General features: G+C 50.4%; 10 protein-coding genes. 6 read left to right on the top strand and 4 right to left on the bottom strand.

What is annotated here, in order from left to right:
* Positions 1 to 46: 46 nt before the first annotated feature.
* From DRJ53_RS12095 to DRJ53_RS12085, 3 genes are all read right to left on the bottom strand, one after another.
* A complete protein-coding gene (locus tag DRJ53_RS12095; RefSeq protein ID WP_114235890.1) occupies positions 47 to 1,147 on the bottom strand; it encodes an MBL fold metallo-hydrolase in 1,101 nt (366 codons plus the stop codon).
* A 165-nt stretch (positions 1,148 to 1,312) separates the two neighbouring features.
* Positions 1,313 to 2,029, bottom strand: coding sequence for a pyridoxine 5'-phosphate synthase (locus DRJ53_RS12090; protein ID WP_114235889.1), 717 nt, complete (start codon positions 2,027 to 2,029; stop codon positions 1,313 to 1,315).
* Between the two features lie 233 nt (positions 2,030 to 2,262).
* On the bottom strand, positions 2,263 to 4,260 hold the full coding sequence (locus tag DRJ53_RS12085) for a T9SS type B sorting domain-containing protein (protein WP_114235888.1): 1,998 nt from the start codon (positions 4,258 to 4,260) through the stop codon (positions 2,263 to 2,265).
* Between the two features lie 409 nt (positions 4,261 to 4,669).
* On the opposite strand from DRJ53_RS12085, the gene DRJ53_RS12080 reads away from it, so the two are divergent.
* The 5 genes from DRJ53_RS12080 to DRJ53_RS12055 all read left to right on the top strand — a co-directional run bounded on the left by DRJ53_RS12080 (position 4,670) and on the right by DRJ53_RS12055 (position 13,688).
* Positions 4,670 to 5,731, top strand: coding sequence for a baeRF3 domain-containing protein (locus tag DRJ53_RS12080; protein ID WP_114235887.1), 1,062 nt, complete (start codon positions 4,670 to 4,672; stop codon positions 5,729 to 5,731).
* A 422-nt stretch (positions 5,732 to 6,153) separates the two neighbouring features.
* Positions 6,154 to 9,237: a SusC/RagA family TonB-linked outer membrane protein gene (locus tag DRJ53_RS12075; RefSeq protein ID WP_206609769.1), complete on the top strand. Its 3,084-nt coding sequence runs from the start codon at positions 6,154 to 6,156 to the stop codon at positions 9,235 to 9,237.
* A gap of 24 nt (positions 9,238 to 9,261) precedes the next feature.
* Positions 9,262 to 10,797, top strand: a complete 1,536-nt coding sequence (locus tag DRJ53_RS12070) for a RagB/SusD family nutrient uptake outer membrane protein (RefSeq protein ID WP_114235885.1) — start codon at positions 9,262 to 9,264, stop codon at positions 10,795 to 10,797.
* A gap of 192 nt (positions 10,798 to 10,989) precedes the next feature.
* On the top strand, positions 10,990 to 12,078 hold the full coding sequence (locus DRJ53_RS12060; protein WP_206609768.1) for a glycoside hydrolase family 43 protein: 1,089 nt from the start codon (positions 10,990 to 10,992) through the stop codon (positions 12,076 to 12,078).
* Positions 12,079 to 12,203: 125 nt separating this feature from the next.
* A complete protein-coding gene (locus tag DRJ53_RS12055) occupies positions 12,204 to 13,688 on the top strand; it encodes a family 43 glycosylhydrolase (protein WP_206609767.1) in 1,485 nt (494 codons plus the stop codon).
* A 102-nt stretch (positions 13,689 to 13,790) separates the two neighbouring features.
* Here DRJ53_RS12055 and porT read toward each other — a convergent pair whose 3' ends face one another.
* Positions 13,791 to 14,519 carry a type IX secretion/gliding motility protein PorT/SprT gene (gene porT / locus DRJ53_RS12050; RefSeq protein ID WP_114235882.1) on the bottom strand — a complete coding sequence of 243 codons (729 nt, stop codon included), beginning with the start codon at positions 14,517 to 14,519 and terminating at the stop codon, positions 13,791 to 13,793.
* Between the two features lie 579 nt (positions 14,520 to 15,098).
* Between porT and DRJ53_RS21130 the strand changes: the two genes are divergently transcribed.
* Positions 15,099 to 17,783, top strand: a complete 2,685-nt coding sequence (locus tag DRJ53_RS21130) for an HYR-like domain-containing protein (RefSeq protein ID WP_123893536.1) — start codon at positions 15,099 to 15,101, stop codon at positions 17,781 to 17,783.
* Positions 17,784 to 17,830 lie beyond the last annotated feature (47 nt).

Genomic DNA, 17,830 nt, shown 5'->3' with positions numbered 1-17,830 from the left:
AAAATCAAGAGCCGTGCTTTTAAAAAGACACTTGTAAAAATTGACCTTAAATAGCCGGTATCAACGGAATACTAGGTGCCGTAGAAGAAGCCGGTGCTGCAGCACCCAACGCTACCCACGAACTGCCCATGATTTGTTTACCAATACCACGGCGTACCTTACCCATGAGTCCAGGTGCATGTTTGCTTTGTTTTAAAATTACATAACCTACCGCCATGATCGCTGCCGCCGTGAGGATGCGTTTGAGCATGATGCCTTTGGGTTTGGGAATAAACGAGGGCACGCCATCTGTATCAAACAAAGCAGCCTCCTTCACATACCGGCCGGTAGCTGGTATGCCGCGCTGCCAAAAGTCTTTTGATAATTTAGTAAGCGCCTTACTGGCTTCGGGGCCATACATACTTTGGCCGTGGCCGGTGGCAATCACCGAAGGCTGCAGGGCGGCCAGTTCCCGCACCGAGCGGGCTGCTGCGCCCCAATCAGGCGTGAAATATTTGGGTGGGCCGCTCATGAATTTGGCTTGGGTTACCACAGAAATGAGCGATTCCTGCACCGTTGTTACACAAGCATCGCCAGCAATGAGCACGCCATCCCGTTCGCGCCAAAGGCTAATGTGCCCAGGCGTGTGCCCGGGTGTATGGATCCATTTCCATCCGGGCAGTTTTGGAATGGAGCCATCCAGTGGCAGCTCATATAAGTACTCCGAAATATCGATGGGGTATTTGGGATAAGCAAACGAAAGCACCGCCATGGCGCCGCCGCCCACAGCGGGGTCGGGTGGCGGGTACGATGCGGCACCAGTGAGGTAAGGCCGCTCCTGGTGGTGTGCATACACCGGCACCTGCCACTCTGCAGCCAGCTCCTCCAGCGCACCACGATGATCGAAATGCGCATGGGTCATGATGATGGCTGCCGGCCTGATGTTGCTACCAATAACATGCGCAGCCAGTTTGCGGATTTTATCGGCCGAGGTTTTCAGGCCCGCATCCACCAGCACCCAGTCCAGCGTATCCTGATGCTGGATGATGTACATATTGACAAAAAGATCTTTCAGTCGCCAGATACCGGGTGCCACCACCCAGGCATTGTCATACAATTCCCGCTCTTCCGTAACTGTGTTTTCGCGTTGGTTTGTCTTAGCGCTCATATAAGGGGGTTATTTGTTGTAGCAATGCGGGAACAAATAACATACCACGGGCGGCAAAAAGCAGAATGGTATTGCATTACCTGCAATGACCAAAACATGCTCAGCACCTAAATACCAAGCGGGCTCCAACAAACAGCAGCGGTTGATTTACTTACAAAACCTACACTACTGCAACTGCCGCTTGTACAATTGGATGGTATTTTCAAAACCTAGGTAAATGGCATCGCAGATGAGTGCATGCCCGATGCTTACCTCGTCAAGCGTAGGAATTTGCTGCGCAAAATATTTCAGGTTATGGAGGTCCAGGTCGTGGCCGGCATTCAGGCCAAGGCCCAGTTCGGTAGCCCTTTTGGCAGCAGCTACATACGGCGCAATGGCCGCCTCCCGGTTGCCAGCAGCAAAGCCATGTGCATAAGCTTCGGTATACAACTCTATGCGGTCGGTGCCGGTTTCGGTTGCGCCTTCCACCATTTCCACCAGGGGATCGACAAAAATGGAAACGCGGATGCCCACTTTTTGAAAAACGGCAATGATCTCTTTCAGGTAATCTTTATGGCGCACCGTGTCCCAACCGTGGTTGGAGGTAATCTGGCCCAGTGCATCGGGCACCAACGTTACCTGGTGGGGCTGCACTTCCAGCACGAGGTCCACAAATTTTTGCTCCTGCGAGTTGCCTTCAATATTGAATTCGGTGGTAATGATGTTTTTTATTTCCCGCACATCGCTGTAGCGGATATGGCGTTCATCAGGACGTGGATGTACCGTAATACCATCCGCACCAAAACGCTGCGCATCAACGGCGGCTTTTACTACATCGGGATTGTTGCCGCCACGGCTGTTGCGCAGTGTAGCAAGTTTATTGATATTGACGCTGAGTTTCATGAACCAGTGATTTGTATGATTGGGAAATGATTAAAAGGATACTCCAGTGCAAGTACCCTTCAGTTTACTGAAAAAAATACACGCAAAATTAATAAGGCCGATACAGTTGCCGCAGCAATAAACCTGCGGACAATAACAAATGAAAAAACCGTGCTGCGTTACAACACGGTTTGGTCGCTATGATACGTTAATCATTTCAATCTTTCCCAATCATACAAATCACTGGTTCCTGGTTAACGGAGCAGCACAAAACTGCCCTTGCGTTCTACCATTCGCCAACTGTTTTGTTCGCGGTAGCGCATCATCCACACATAAGTGCCGGTGCCCTGCGGTATGTTGGCAATGGTGCCGTTCCAACCCTTGCGGGCGTCTTTCGAACGGAACACTTCCTGGCCCCAGCGGTTGTACACCACAAACTCATACGCATCCACTTTTACCACGTTCAACGGCCGGAAAATATCGTTGCGACCGTCACCATCTGGCGTAAATGCGGTGGGTACATGAATGGTGCAACTGCTGTAAATGGAAATGGGCTTGGTGGCCGTTTTAGTACAACCAAAGCTGTCGACTACGGTGTACTTTACTTCATAATTGCGGGTACGCAGCGGTGCAGCAAACCGGTGCACCGGCGATGCCTCGGTGGATGTGGCGCCATCGCCAAAATCCCAATGGTGCACCAGGCCACGACCATTAGCGGTGCTCGAAAATTGCACCGGCTCGTTGGGACATTCCTCGGCAAACTGCATCATAAAGTCGGCCGTTAGTGCATTTGCCAGCGCAATTGCCACCCCAACGCTATCGCTGCACACGCCATTGGTTACTTTGAGGCCTATGTTTTTGGTATCGAAAATATCGTATCGGCCCACCGGGTTTTGTATCGTGCTTCGCTGGCCATCATCCAGGTTCCAGTCCCAACTAGTAATGCCGCGGCCACCTGCGTGTGTAAATTGAATATTGTCTACTTCGCAATCGTATTGAATGGTGTGGGTAAATGCGGCACTAACGGTGTCGGCTACACTAAAACCAACAGAGCCTTCCGGTATTTCAAAACCGCATTCATCTACAATGGTGCCGCCACCTGCATTGCGGCTCAGCACCACCCTGAAATCGCCGGCATCTTGCATGGGTGCCGAAAGCGTAAGGGTAATGATTTTGGAAACACCACCGACGCAATTGCCTGCAGCACCAGTGATCCGTACAGGGTACGGCCCAACGATGGTAAAATCAGAGCCGTTTGGCGCAATAGTATTGCAAAAAACAGGTTTTTTAAATACCAGTTGCAACTGGCTGGGACTGCAACCTACCGGCGCAATGCTATCGAGCTGTGTAGGCAATGCAGGCTCCACTTTAAACGAAAGCGATTGACCATCGGCGATGGCTGTGCCGCAATAATCGAGCAGCGTATTGTTGTCCGTTCCTTTTTTGATGTGCAACTCGTAATTACCGGGGTCCAGCGGGCTTTGCAGCCTGATGTCGATGGAGTCAGTATCAAAGCCATTGTTGCAAAAAGGCGATGATGCACCGGTGATAACATGGTTGCCGGGCATGATCACAAAATCAGACCCATTGGATGCCAGCGAACTGCACAGCAGTTTTTTGTTGAGGCGCAGCCTGATGGTTTGAGCACTACAATGCGCTTCGGCTGCTTCCATTGACGGCGGGTCGGGATCGGTGATCACTGCAGTACCGCCTTTAAACTCCAGATCGTAGCCGCTTTGCGATTGGGTAAAATGCGAGATCATGATCAGGTAGTTGTGCCCCTTTTGCAATTGGGGCATCGAGCTCCACACCGATTTACCAAAGCCCGAACAAATATGCAGGCTACGGCCGTTGGGACCGGCGCCTGTTTCGCCACCTTCGCCGCTCCAGTTGGAGGCAATTTTCATTGCCCCATCGGTATAAATATCGTTGGGGTCGCGGTCGGTAATATCATACACTTCCCAATCGTAATCATCGCTGTTGGTGCGGGGTTTTATGGAAAAGCCCAACGTGCCTGATTCAAAGCAGGTGAATTTGTAATAATAAGGATTGACATCGGCCAGGCCCTCGCCGGGGCAAGATGGTGAAGGCATTGTGCGGCCGGCACACAGGGGCACAGTGGCCTGCGAAAAAACAGAAGTGCCACACACCGGGAAAGCTGTGCTGGGTGTTTGCCCCGGGTTGTTGCAGGCCTGGGCCTGCAGCTTTGCCTGGAGCAGCACCATTACAAACAACAGTAAAATCAATCTCATTGCAGCCAAAATAAAATACAGCCGTTTGCGGCAGGGTGGAAAAATACATCAGTTTGCCCAACTGCACGACCCAACAAGGACAAACGGCCGACCGCTACCGTTGCACGGTTTGTTTTCACAGCCTTTTTCTCACTCTTTAAAAACGTCAATCACGAATTGGCGGCGCAGATTTTGCAGCATCAACTTCCCGGTCTTTTCTGTTTTCATTTACCAGAAAAGACCCTCTTTTTTTAAACAATGATTTTAGTCAGGTGAACGAAAAAAATAACTGCTTTTTCCCGGTAAAAAACCGGGCTCTTAGGCTCCTTTTAACAAGCGACACGGGCTTAAATGAGATACCTTTGCACAACGAAATACGAAACATCCTGCCCGCGCATTTTGCTTACCGCTTAACCAAAAAACAACACCTATGACCACCCATCTGCAAGTAAATGATGCTTCTGTTGCTGTATCGGGCAATGAGGAAGTTGTTTTATCGCTGCTGATTCCGTTTGAGCCAAAAATTACCAGCAAGGAAAAAATTGAAGCCAACCTGCGCCAGATGGCTGCCCGGGCTGCGGAGCAGTTGCAAAATCAATCGCTTGCACCCGAAGTGGTAGGCCAAATGATGATGCACCTGCAGGTTGCGCTGGCCGGTGTGGAGTACAACAATCAAAAGAAAAGCCTCGCCATTAAAGTTACGCCGCAGGGCGCCAAACTGCATTACTGGAACATGCCGGTGCAGGAAACCATCGTGGTGGGCAACTCCTTTGCCGTGCGGCAACTGGCAGCCCGCAAGCGCACCGAAAAAGCATACCTGTTGCTGGCCATTGGCGAGCATTTTGGCGGCATTTACCTGGGCAATGGCCCGCGCCTGTCGCGGCTGGTGGCCAACTCGCCTTCCAGCGATGGCGCCACTGCGTTTGATCCATCGCCAAGTGCTGCCATTCAGCGTGCTGTAAAGCATTTAGATAATGCACTTTCTATTTTGCGCCGCTCTTATCGCTATCCTGTTTTTGTAATTGCGCCTGGCCCCTACCTCAATTGTTTTAAAGAGCTTTCGCCCAACGCCGAAACTGCGGCTGCACTGATTGAAGCCAACCCGCATGGCAACGATGCACGGCTGCAGCAATTGATGGTGCCTTACCTGGCCGACTGGCAAACACTAACTGAAAAAGCCTTGGTGCGCCAACTGGACGAAGCATTGCAAAAAGGCAAATTGGCGGTTGGCATTACCGAATGCTGGACTGCCGCATTTGAGAAAAAAGGCCAAAAGTTAGTGGTAGAGGAAGACTATGTATTTCCTGCTTACCTCGATCAAAAAAACGGCGTATTGTATGCCGATGCTATACCCATGAATAAGGATGCCCGGAAAAGCACCGATGCAGTGGATGTGCTGATTGAAAAAGTGTTGGCCGATGGCGGTAAAGTGTATTTAGTGCGGCCCGGAGTATTGTCCGGCCACCTGCATGTGGCACTTAGCTGTTACTGATTGTAGCTTTATATAAAACTTATTGAAAGCCTCCGGAAAACGGGGGCTTTTTTATTGAGTACAGTTATGTAACGATGGAGTTTTCGTTTTGCCATTAAAAGCAATCGGGCAATTAAATATTGGTATCAGTAAAAAAATGCTGTTCTGAACGCAGCCACAATGCCATTTTCAACAAACCTTTTACCCATTTAAATAAACAAGCTTATCCATTGTAAATCAATTCATCACATTGATGTAAAGCAAAGCAGCAAAGCGCTTTTCCCTGTTGTCTGATAAAAATAAATAATGTAAGCTGCCATCTTACTTAATCACCGCTGATGCCGCAACAATGCGGTTGCTGCCATTTGCACAAACCACAAACAATTAAAGCCAACGATTGCGCATCCTTAACCTCAATATTCTGTTCACATCAATCTGCAAAAATGAAAAAACGACTACGTAAGCTTGTTTTAAGTTTGTGTGCCGCGCTGTTGCTGTTTGTTGCTGCACATGCACAGCAAACGGTACGCGGAACGCTTCGTTCGCCCTCAGGCGAACCGCTGCTTGGCGCTACTGTTACGGTAAAAGGCACCAACCAGGTAACTACTACCGATGCCAACGGGCAGTTTGTGATTTCCGCACCAACCGGCAGCACGCTGGTGGTTACTTCGGTAGGTTTTCAAACAAAAGAAATCCAGGTTACGGGCACCGACATCAGCGAAGTGCTGGAGGTAACCGATGCCACGCTGAACGAAGTGGTGGTGATTGGTTACCAGGCAGTGCGCCGCCGCGATCTTACCGGGGCTGCCTCTGTGGTAAGCACCCAACAGGCGCAACGCGTGGTGGCCAACTCGGTTGGCGAGCAACTGCAGGGCCTTGCTGCCGGCGTTACGGTTCGCACCACCGGCGCACCGGGCTCCAATCCCCGCATCGAGATCCGCGGCGTGGCATCGTTTACCTCCACCGATCCGCTGTTTGTAATCGACGGCATGATTGCCGATGCGAACTCCACGGTTAACCCCAACGACATTGAATCCATCCAGGTGCTGAAAGATGCATCGGCTGCAGCCATTTATGGCTCACGGGCGGCAAATGGTGTGATCATTATTACGACGAAACAAGGACGTGAAGGCCCGGCCCGCGTGGCCGCTTCGGTTAAGCATGGCTGGCAAAGCGCCCCCAAACGCTGGGACGTGATGAACGCAAGAGAATTTGCGGCGATGCAACGGCAGCAATACATCAACTCCGGCGCTACGCCCTTGCCTAGTGTAGACAGCGAATTTGACCCCAATATTGACACTGACTGGCAGGATGCGGTACTGCGCACCGGCACTATTTCCGACTATAACGTATCGCTTTCAGGCGGTGGCAGCGGCAACAATTACCTGATTTCGGGGGCCTATTTCAACAACACAGGTTTTGTTATTAAGAACCGCTTTCAGCGGGGCAGCCTGCGGGTAAATACCCGCGCCACCAAAGGCCGCTTTACGCTGGGCGAAAACCTGATGCTGAGCCACAGTGTAGGCCAGTCGCCCAGCGAGGGCAACCCATTTTACGATATGCCGCAAATGCTGCCCGTTATTCCCATCCAAAGCGATGCGCTGCGCGACCCGAGCCAGGCCGGCGACAACCCCGAAGGCTATGGCGTGGGCAACAACAAAGCCATCACTTATGCATGGAACCCGATAGCCTCCGCCAACCTTACCCGGCGCACCAGCAATTTTTCCAAACTGGTGGGCAATGCTTATCTCGATTTTAAATTCCTCAACTGGCTTACCTACCGCTTCAATGCCGGTGCCGAGGTTAGTTTTGATAACATCAACACGCTGCGCAAACAGGGCCGGTGGCAATATGTACAATCGTATGTAAATGCAAACGTACGGGAAGACCGCTCCAGGTTTTTTAGCTTGCTGTTTGAGCATACGCTGAACTTCAACAAGTCGTTTGGCAAACATTCGATCAATGGCGTGGTGGGTATTTCGGACCAGCAATTTCAACGCGATGGTTCGGAAAGCGGCCGCAATGGTTTGACCCAGATCAACGGCCAGTATTTTACCACCATATCTTCTGCAACGGGTACGCCCATTGCATTTGGCGGCATTTCGAAACACCGCATACTAGGATACTTGGGCCGAGTCAATTATAATTACAACGATAAATACCTGCTGACGCTTACCGGCCGCTACGACCAAGATTCGAGGTTTGCAGCCGATTACCGCAATGGATTTTTCCCATCCGCAGCAGCCACCTGGCGTATCAGCCGCGAAGACTTTTTTGATGTGTCCTGGATCAACGACCTGCGCATCCGCGGCTCGCATGGCAAGTTGGGTGTGGTAACCGTAGGACCATGGGAATACCTGGGTATGATCAACAACAACCCAAGGGTAGTTTTTGGCGTAAACCAGGGCATTCAATTAGGAGCCACGCAAGGTGTGTTGGCCAACCCCGATCTGCATTGGGAAGAACGCATCAGCACCAACATCGGGTTTGAAGCGAGCCTGTTTAATAATCGGGTAACCCTTACCGTTGATGGCTATCGCAACCGGTCGAACGATGTGCTGGTGCGCCTGCCCGTTGCATTTTACCTGGGCAGCCGCAGGGCATTTAGCGGCAATGCCGATCCTTTTGTAAATGCAGCCTCTATTCAAAACCAAGGCATTGAGGCATCGATTACTTATCGCAACAATGCCAATCCATTTAAATACGATTTTTCGCTCAACGCCACCACAATTAAAAACAAAGTGCTGGATGTGGGCAACCAGGGTGCGGGCATCAATTATATCCAAACCGGTCTTACCCGGTCACAGGTAGGCGAGCCGGTGGGCCAGTGGTATTTGGTCAAATCTCTGGGGCTGTTTCAAAGCCAGGACGAGATCAACAATTACCGCGATAAAAACAACCAGCTGATACAGCCCAATGCGAAACCCGGCGATGTAAAATATGAAGACGCCAACGGCGATGGCCGCATCACTGACTCCGACCGCCAGTTTGTGGGTTCGCCCTGGCCTAAACTGCAGGCTGGTGCGCAGTTCAACGCATCATACGGCGGCTTCTCGCTCAACCTGCAGCTGGTGGGCGTTTTTGGCTACCAATTGTACAGCGATGTGTACCGCATTTTGGAAAGCGGTCAAACCTCCAATTTCCTGAAAACCTACAATCCATGGACGCCCAACAACACCAACACCGATGATTCGCGGCTGGGCATTGGCACCGATATACCCGGGGTGGGCGCCGACCTGGGCATCTCCAACAACATCCGCGGCAACAGCTCACGCTGGCTCAGCGATGGCGGTTATGTACGCATCCGCAACATTGAACTTGGGTACCAGTTGCCCGAGCGGCTGCTGGGCAGGGCCAATATTTCCAATGCACGGGTGTATATCAGCGGGCAAAACCTGCTCACCATTTCCAACTATGTGGGCATTGATCCGGACGTGACCGGTGCCAGCATTGTGGAGCGTGGATTTGACAACGGTAACTGGCCTGCAGCCCGCATTCTTTCGGTGGGATTGAACCTGGAGTTTTAATGTTTAACAAGCAAAAAGAGCATCATGAAAAAATTATTGATCTTATTCATTATAACGGCGCTGAGTGTTGCGGGATGCCAGAAAAAGCTGGACATACCCAACCCCAATGCGCCCACCATTGAAAATTTCTGGCAAAATTCCGGCGATGCGGTTTTGGGTGTAAATGCTGTTTACAGCGTGCTGCATCGTGGTGCCATCTCCCGCTACATGCCCATGTTTTTGCTGGCCCGTGGCGATGTGGGCTACAGCACCTCTCCTTTCTTTGAACTGGCCAATGCGCTGGATAAATTCAACATCACCGACTACAACTGGTTTTTTACAGCCGATGTATACCAGGATAATTACCAGGGCATTTTCAGGGCCAACCAGGTGATTGTGAATGTGCCTAAAATCAACATGGACGAAACCATGAAACAGCGGGTGATTGCTGAGGCTAAATTCCTGCGCAGCCTGTATTATTTCCACCTGGCAATACTCTATGGAAATGTGCCTTTTTTACTGGAGCCATCCACAGCCGGTGCGCTGCCACCGCAAGCCACGCAGGCCGAGGTGTTTGCACAAATAGCCACCGACCTGAACGAGGCTGCTACGGTGTTGCCGGCCACCTACCCGGCATCGGAAGTGGGCCGTGCTACAAAAGGTGCTGCTTATGCGCTGTTGGCAAAAGTGTATATGCAGCAAAAGCTTTGGAACGAAGCACTAACCGCACTGCAGTGGCTGGTGGAGGGCGAAGGCCGAAACGTGTACAGCCTGATGCCCAGTTACCGCGACAACTTTTTGGTAACGACCGAGAATAACCGCGAATCGGTTTTTGAATGGCAGTTTGAAGAAAATACTACCGAAACCCACGACGATGACCTGCAGGATCCGAACCAGAACTACGGCTCTTCGCTGGCGCAATTTGTGGCGCCCAAGCCGGTGGGTTACCAGGATATTGAAGCACGTCGCTGGATCGTCAGCGTTTTTCACCGCGAAAAAACAACTACCGGTGCCCGTGACCCACGGCTGGAAGCCACATTTTTGTATGATTCGACCGATGTGCGGGGACCCAATTTTACGCAGCTCTATGGACAGGTTTGGAACAATGTGGGCGGCCTGAATAAAGAAGGCGTGTTTTTTCGAAAATTCCTGAACGATCATTGGAAAAACAACGAAGGCTTTCGCTCCAAAAACAACTGGCGCTACATCCGCTATGCCGATGTGCTGCTGATGTATGCCGAGGTGCTGAATGAAGTGGGCCGTACCGGCGACGCTTATCAGTATGTGGACCGGGTGCGCCAGCGTGCAGGCCTGGCAACGCTTACAGCGGCCCGCCCGGGTTTAGGTAAAGATGCTTTCCGCAGCCAGATCGAACACGAACGCCTGACCGAACTTACCGGCGAAGGCTGGCGCTGGCCCGACCTGGTTCGATTTGGTTACCTCTCCACCAATGCACCGGCAGTGCTGGTAGCCCGCGACCCAAGCTTTGCCAATTTCCAATTTCCACGCGACCTGTTTTTACCCATTCCCACAAGGGATGTGGACATCAATCCAAACATAACACAGAACCCAGGCTTTTAATCAGCCATAGCTGCGAAGATGCACCACCCAAGATGCGCTGGTGCATCTTCTTTTTTTCATTCCTGTTATTCTGCTTTACCTTCCTGCTGCCCTGCAATAAGCGGTTGCCAGGCAGTATAAGCTGCATTTTTTTGTCAAAAAATTGGGGTTGCGGTACTGCACCGGCCCGCACCATTTTGCCAACAAACACCAATGAACCTGACGATGTTGTACATCATGGAAAAAAGCTTTGGCTATGTGCTGCTGCTGGCAATGGCGGTGGCCTGTTCGAAACAAAAAGCGGCCAATACGCCCGACCCCTACGTTCCCAACCCGGTGGTAAAAGACTCGCTTTTTTCGAACCCGCTGCTGCCCGCAGGCCCCGATCCGTGGGTGGCGCAAAAAGACAGTTATTACTATTACACACATACCACCGGCGACCGCATCAGGGTATGGCGCACCACGGCCATGTCGGAGCTGGGCAAAGCCACCAACCAGGTAATTTGGAGCAAACCAGCCACCGGGCCCAATTCACAAAACATTTGGGCACCCGAGCTGCATTACCTCGATGGTAAATGGTATGCGTATTACACGGCCGGCGCTTCGCCCGACCTGGCTACACAGCGCACTTTTGTGCTGGAAAATACATCGCCCGACCCTTTTGCGGGCAAATGGGAAGACCGCGGAAAACTGGCCGATCCGACGGCTGATTTTTTTGCCATAGATGCTACGGTGTTGGAACATAGCGGTAAAAAATACTTGGTGTGGAGCGGGCACCAAACCGCTACCGACAACACCCAGCGGCTGTACATTGCCCAGATGGCTACGCCCTACACACTCGCCTCTACACGGGTGCTTATTTCTTCGCCCACTTACGATTGGGAAAAAGTAGGCACGCCTGCGGTAAATGAAGGACCGGAAATTTTGAAAGGCCCTACCGGAAAGGTGTTTCTGATATTCTCCGCATCGGGGTGCTGGACCGATGATTACAAGCTGGGCCTGATGACTTTGAAAGAAGGCGGTGATCCAATGAAGGCCGAAGACTGGACCAAATCGGCGCAGCCTGTGTTAGTGCAAAAACCCGAACACGGTGCTTACGGTCCCGGCCACAACGGCTTTTTCAAATCGCCGGATGGAAAAGAAGACTGGATCATTTACCACGCCAACCCGCAGCCAGGCCTCGGCTGCGCCGATCGCCGCAGTCCCCGCATGCAGCGCTTTTCGTGGAATGCGGATGGTACACCCAATTTTGGCGAACCGGTAAACATTGCCACCAAATTAAAAAGGCCGTCGGGTGAATAGCAGCAGGCTAAAGCACCATCACCACTTCATTGTAAATGCTATTTCCTTCGAAAAAAAGTTCAGATTTTTCGCCGCTAAAATTTTACCTGGAACATACTTGCATGCCTCTATTTTAAACATTGAATATGCCCATGATCAGAATCCTGTTCGTTCTATTATTTGCCTGCGTACAAACGGCTTTTGCTCAAAAACTGGTAATGCCCGGTGACCACCCAGACCCTTCGGTGGTAAAGATCGGCGACACTTATTGGGCCTCTGCTACGTCTTCAAACTGGACGCCCATTTTCCCGCTCCTCAGTTCAAACAACCTGACCGACTGGACCACTGTAGGCCACGTATTTAAAGAGCCGCCCGCCTGGGCCGACTATTATTTTTGGGCGCCCGAAATTTCGTACGACAACGGTAAAGTGTACGTGTATTATTCGGCACATAAAAAGGACGGAAACTTGTGCGTGGCCGTTGCCAGCGCCGACCGGCCCGAAGGTCCGTACCGCGACCACGGCCCGCTGATTTGCGAACCCGCCGGATCGATTGATGCCTTTCCTATGCGCGACAAAGCGGGAAAGCTGCACATGATTTGGAAGGAAGACGGCAATAGCGTGGGCAAGCCCACACCCATCTGGATTCAGGAAATGAATGAAGAGCGGACTGCGGTGCTGGGCGAAAAAAGGGAATTGTTTCGCAATGAGGCGCCATGGGAAGCCAACCTGGTGGAAGGCGTGGCCATTATGCGCCACGGCGATTACTTCTATGCTTTTTATGCCGCTGCCGGTTGCTGCGGCACCGGCTGCACTTATGCATCAGGTGTGGCCCGCGCCAAAGACCTGATGGGCCCCTGGGAAAAATTTAGCCGCAATCCTATACTCACACATACCGATCAATGGCGCTGCCCCGGCCATGGCACACCGGTGGAACGGGATGGCAAATACTACTTTTTATATCATGGATACAATACGGCATCGACGGTTTTTACCGGCCGCGAAGGATTGCTGCAGGAGTTCAGGTTTACGCCAGATGGTTGGGTTGAATTTGTACAGGATGAAGGCAACTTGGTGCGCCAGGTGAGCGACCGGGAAGACCGCTTTCGTGGCAACGCTTTGCCCCACTATTGGGAGTGGAATGTTTTTCAAAAACCTTCGTTTGCCCTGAGCAGTGGCGAACTACACCTGAATGCGCTGCCCACGGCGTCGGGGCATTTTGCCGGGCAAAAAACATTGAGCGGCAGCTACATAGCTTCGGTGGTGGTGCGGCCCCGCAAAGGCAACGCTGCGGCCGGGCTGGCGGTGCTGGGCGACGAACGCAACACGCTGACCTTGTATTATACAAACGACAGCATCAAACTGGTAAGCCTGCGCAACGGCCGCGACAGCACGCTGACTTCTACGGCACTACGTGGAGGCAAAAAAGTGCACTTGCAGGTAACCTGCACCGGCGGCAACAGCTTTGTGTTTGGCTACAGCACTAACGGCCGTTCGTTTACACCGATCAACAACCAGCCGGTTAGCGGCAGCCACCTGCCACCCTGGGACCGGGCCCTGCGCATTGGCGTAGCTGCCCGCGGGCCGCAAGGCACCAAGGCGGTGTTTGATGATTTTGAGGTGGACTATTAAGTGCGGCTACTAATTCAAAAGGCAAAGGTCAAAACCTAAAAGTGACAGGAGTAATCCTGATCAACCTATGGGTTTTGACCTTTGCCTTTTAACTTACTTACCTTATCCTTCCAGGTGGATGGAAAACATGATCATGCGGCTTTGCATTTTATCGAGCACATTAGAGTATTGTAACCCGGGGTTACGGGCATGTATGTTGCGGATGCCGTTGCTGATCTTGATCTCCGGCGAAAAAATAAAGGACGGGAAATAAAAATTAAAGCCAACGCCGCCTTCCAGGCCGTAATCGGCTTTGTCGAGTTTCAAAATATCGTCGGCCTTGCGGGCACGGGCATTGGAGGCCAGGTCATAATCTACCTTGCCGCCACCTACTAGGTACACCCGAAAATTACCGATGCGGTCGGAATTGAACTTTAGTTGCAGCGGCAGCGTTACCAGCACCGATTCCACTTTTTGGTCACGTTCTGTTTTTTGGTCAAAATCGGCATAACGCAGTTTGTAGTGCACACCGCGATCCAAAAAAGCCAGCTGCGGGTTAAAACGTGCCTCGAAGCGGTTGGTGAGTTTCAAAGTACCCAGCAACCCCAGCGCAAAGCCGCCGCCATTCATGGGTTCGGCCACCAGGATGCTGTCCTGGTTCAGAAACCGTGGGTGCAGCTCGCTTTGAAACCGCGACAGGTTGGTGGAAAGTGTGATACCAAAATAATAAGGCTTGTTGTCGTGGTCGCTCAGGTTGAGCGGCCGCTGGGCATGAACGGGCTGAAGTGCCGATAGTAGGAAACCAACCAACAAAAAACGGATTAAAAGCAGGGCTTTCTGGGTATGCAACATAAACACGGTTAAATGGGCTAAATGATTTTGGCGGCTTTTGAGCCTGCAAAAAACTCTCCAATTAACGATAACACTGCGTAATTAATTGCGCTTAGAATTCACATTGATAAAACATAACATATTATCGGCAAATAAATGTTAACAAACGTTAACAGATGTCTTGCAATGGCAGAATAATGGTTTTACATTAGGACTTATAATCATTTTACCAAAACGTCAGCTTACAACTAACGATTTATATAGTCTCATCTATTATCCTACCTAAGAAATCTAACTCCCCTTTCCTATACACTCATTCTTTGTTTGGATAACCGAACACGCTAATTATTGAAATGCAACATAGCAGACGGTACGCTCTGCTTGTGCGTATACCTTTTCTTAAAGCACACATTATGGTGGCTAACCTGTTATCCCCAACAGCAATCGTTCGGATGCCCATAACCGCATATGCCGTCCAGCAATTAAACGCCCATGCCCCACCTTGACGATTAAACTGCTATTCCTCCAAAGGCCTCCAACATCACTTTAATAGATGGTGGATTCATGTACTTCTTCACGACACCGTCAAATACTTGAAAAATGCGAATATTTACCAATAACATAACTGGCTGCAGTTTCCTGCACCAAACGATGTCCCATTGCCCCAAAATATTGAGAGGTATCGTTTTGGTGCTCATGATCTTACTAAACAACGACGTCATAATTGCCCAAACTGACAATCCAAACTTACCAACCGATTGTAACAACAGTGGAAAGCTGGTTTGCACTGCGAACGATGTAAAAATAGGTAGTGCTTTTCTTGCAGGCGAAACTCCCACTACCCCAATAAATTGTGTGCTGGGTCAGCCGGCTACAGCCTATATTTATTTAAGGGTAAGTTCTGATGCAGGCAGACAAGGATTATTCTTTTCTGCAAACCTTAAGATCAATGGAGAAGTGCAACCGGGAGTGATTTCTGATTGCTTTTCTGGCACCCTGGCCAAATCAGATGACAACGTCATTAGAATTAGCGAACCTATCAGCTTTACATGTGGCGACCGATTTAGCTTAACGAACATGTACATAGCTTACTCGCAAAATGATAATCAATGCACCCAGACCGTAAGGCCTAAATATTGCCCTGGCACCACGTCTAAATGCCGCGATCAAGTGCAGTCAGGTGATCCTGATATTGATATTGAACCACCATTGGTAATTGGTTTATCAAAACAAGAAGGAAGTTGCACAGGAAATAACCGTTCTATTACTTTCACTGCAACTGCCACTGGTGGCAAGGCGCCCTACATTTACAGCATTGATTATGAAAATGATGGTATTGTTGATGCTACTACCAATACAGTAAATACCTCAACAACCTTTACTCATTCCTATGCCAGTGGCCAATCTTATACTGCAAGCTTGTCTGTGGTAGCTTCTGGTACAGGCCAGAGCAAAACCACCAGCATCAGTAACTTTTTTGTAACGCCTTGTTGTTCCCTTAGTGCTACCTGCATTGCCAATAATACGGTTACAACTGTCTCGGGCTGCAGTACGAGTGATTTACCTGCCGCATTAACCAACCCAAGTTCTATTTTCCAAAATATCACGCAAAATCCTTGTGGCGCATTGGTTATGACCGCTGAAGATGTTGCGACGGGTAATCTTTGCCCGAACGGGATATCGGTAACAAGGACTTATACTTTGTTTGATGATTTAAACAATAACCAAAGATTAGATGGTGGGGAGCAATCGGTAACCTGCACCAGATATTTCAAAATTGTAGATGATGTGGACCCAAGCGTAACAGGAACCCTGTCGCCCATCAGCGTATCGGGTTGCAGCGTTGCAGCAGCACCGGCTGCCATGACCACCATCGCACAACTGACCGCAGCAGGACTGACCATCAGCGACAACTGCAATGGCAACCTCTCTGTTTCCAGCTCCGATGGTACACCAAGCGGCACCTGTGCCAAGTCCTTTACCCGCACCTACACCATCACCGATGGTTGCAACAACAGCACGCAGGTAAGCCAAAGCATCACCGTAACCGATGATGTGGCGCCGACCTTCACCAAACCAGCCAATATCACGATTTACACCAATGGAAGTTGCACTTACAATGCTGATCCTTCTATCACTGGTGATGTAACCAATGAATCGGATAATTGTGGTGGTAATTTACAGGCAACATATTCTGATGTAACTACACCGGCAACTTGTGGCTATGTGATTACAAGGACTTGGAGCTTGTCCGATCCATGCGGCAATCCTGCAGCAAACCAGGTGCAGACCATCACCGTAAGAGACAACATAAACCCTGTCATCACTATTTCCAACTACATTCCGACGCTTGGCTGCAGTCCAACTCAAGCCCAAATCAATGCTGCTTTTGGTACTGCTGTTGCATCTGACAACTGTGATCAGAGTGTGGCACTGACATCCGGTTTGTCCAATATTGCGATAAATGGCTGCGAACGTTCGCAAACGAAAACCTGGACTGCGGTTGACGATTGTGGAAATTCAGTAACCAAGTCCAAAACAGTGACCTGGACTATTCCGCCAACAGTTGATTGCTACAGCGTATTCTTGGACAACAGAACGTACAATGCAGCTTCCAACAGTACTACGTTCCGGTTCAGGATTTGCGCCAACAACTGTCCCAACGCAATTTCCTACGTAGCGTTTATCATCAACAACGGAATTCGCGTACTGAATCCGATCAACGGTTCGAACTACAATTATCCTGGTGATCCAAACATTAACTACAGAGTTGTAACTCCGGTTAAGAAAAACCAGAATGGTGTTAAGTATGAATCAGTTGGTGAAGGCCTGAAAAACGGCTGTGATGTGTTCGAATTCACATTAAGTGGAAATCAGTCAAACCTATCGATCAAGGTAGAGGTGAAAGCTGGCAACCGCACATCCACTGTAGATGTTAATCCAAATTGCCTCTGCACGCAGCCAGTTAATGCAGCGTTGACCAAAACGACCAACTACAAGCTGATTCCTGAGCTGCAGATAGAAGCACTGAAGGTAACAGCAAGCCCCAACCCATACCACGACCAGGTTCAATTCAGGATCGAGTCGCCGGTATCTGGCCAGGGTGTGCTGGAAGTGTACAACCTGCTGGGTCAAAAAGTACAGACCATATTCCAGGGCCATGTATTTGCAGGCAAAACACAAACCGTGAATTACACTGTGCCTCATTCGCTGCGTACCACCCTTATTTACCAAATGCGGGTAGGCAGCTATCGAACTACAGGCAAGTTGCTCAACGGCAAGTAACATCCTTTGAAGTAGCCAATAGTTTAGGATGCCCCGAGGGGCATCCT

It is taken from the genome of Paracnuella aquatica (assembly GCF_003332885.2).
GTDB classification, from domain to species: Bacteria; Bacteroidota; Bacteroidia; order Chitinophagales; family Chitinophagaceae; genus Flavisolibacter; species Flavisolibacter aquaticus.
Note: the sequence above shows the minus strand (reverse complement) of the source record. Positions and strands in the feature narration are given on the sequence as shown.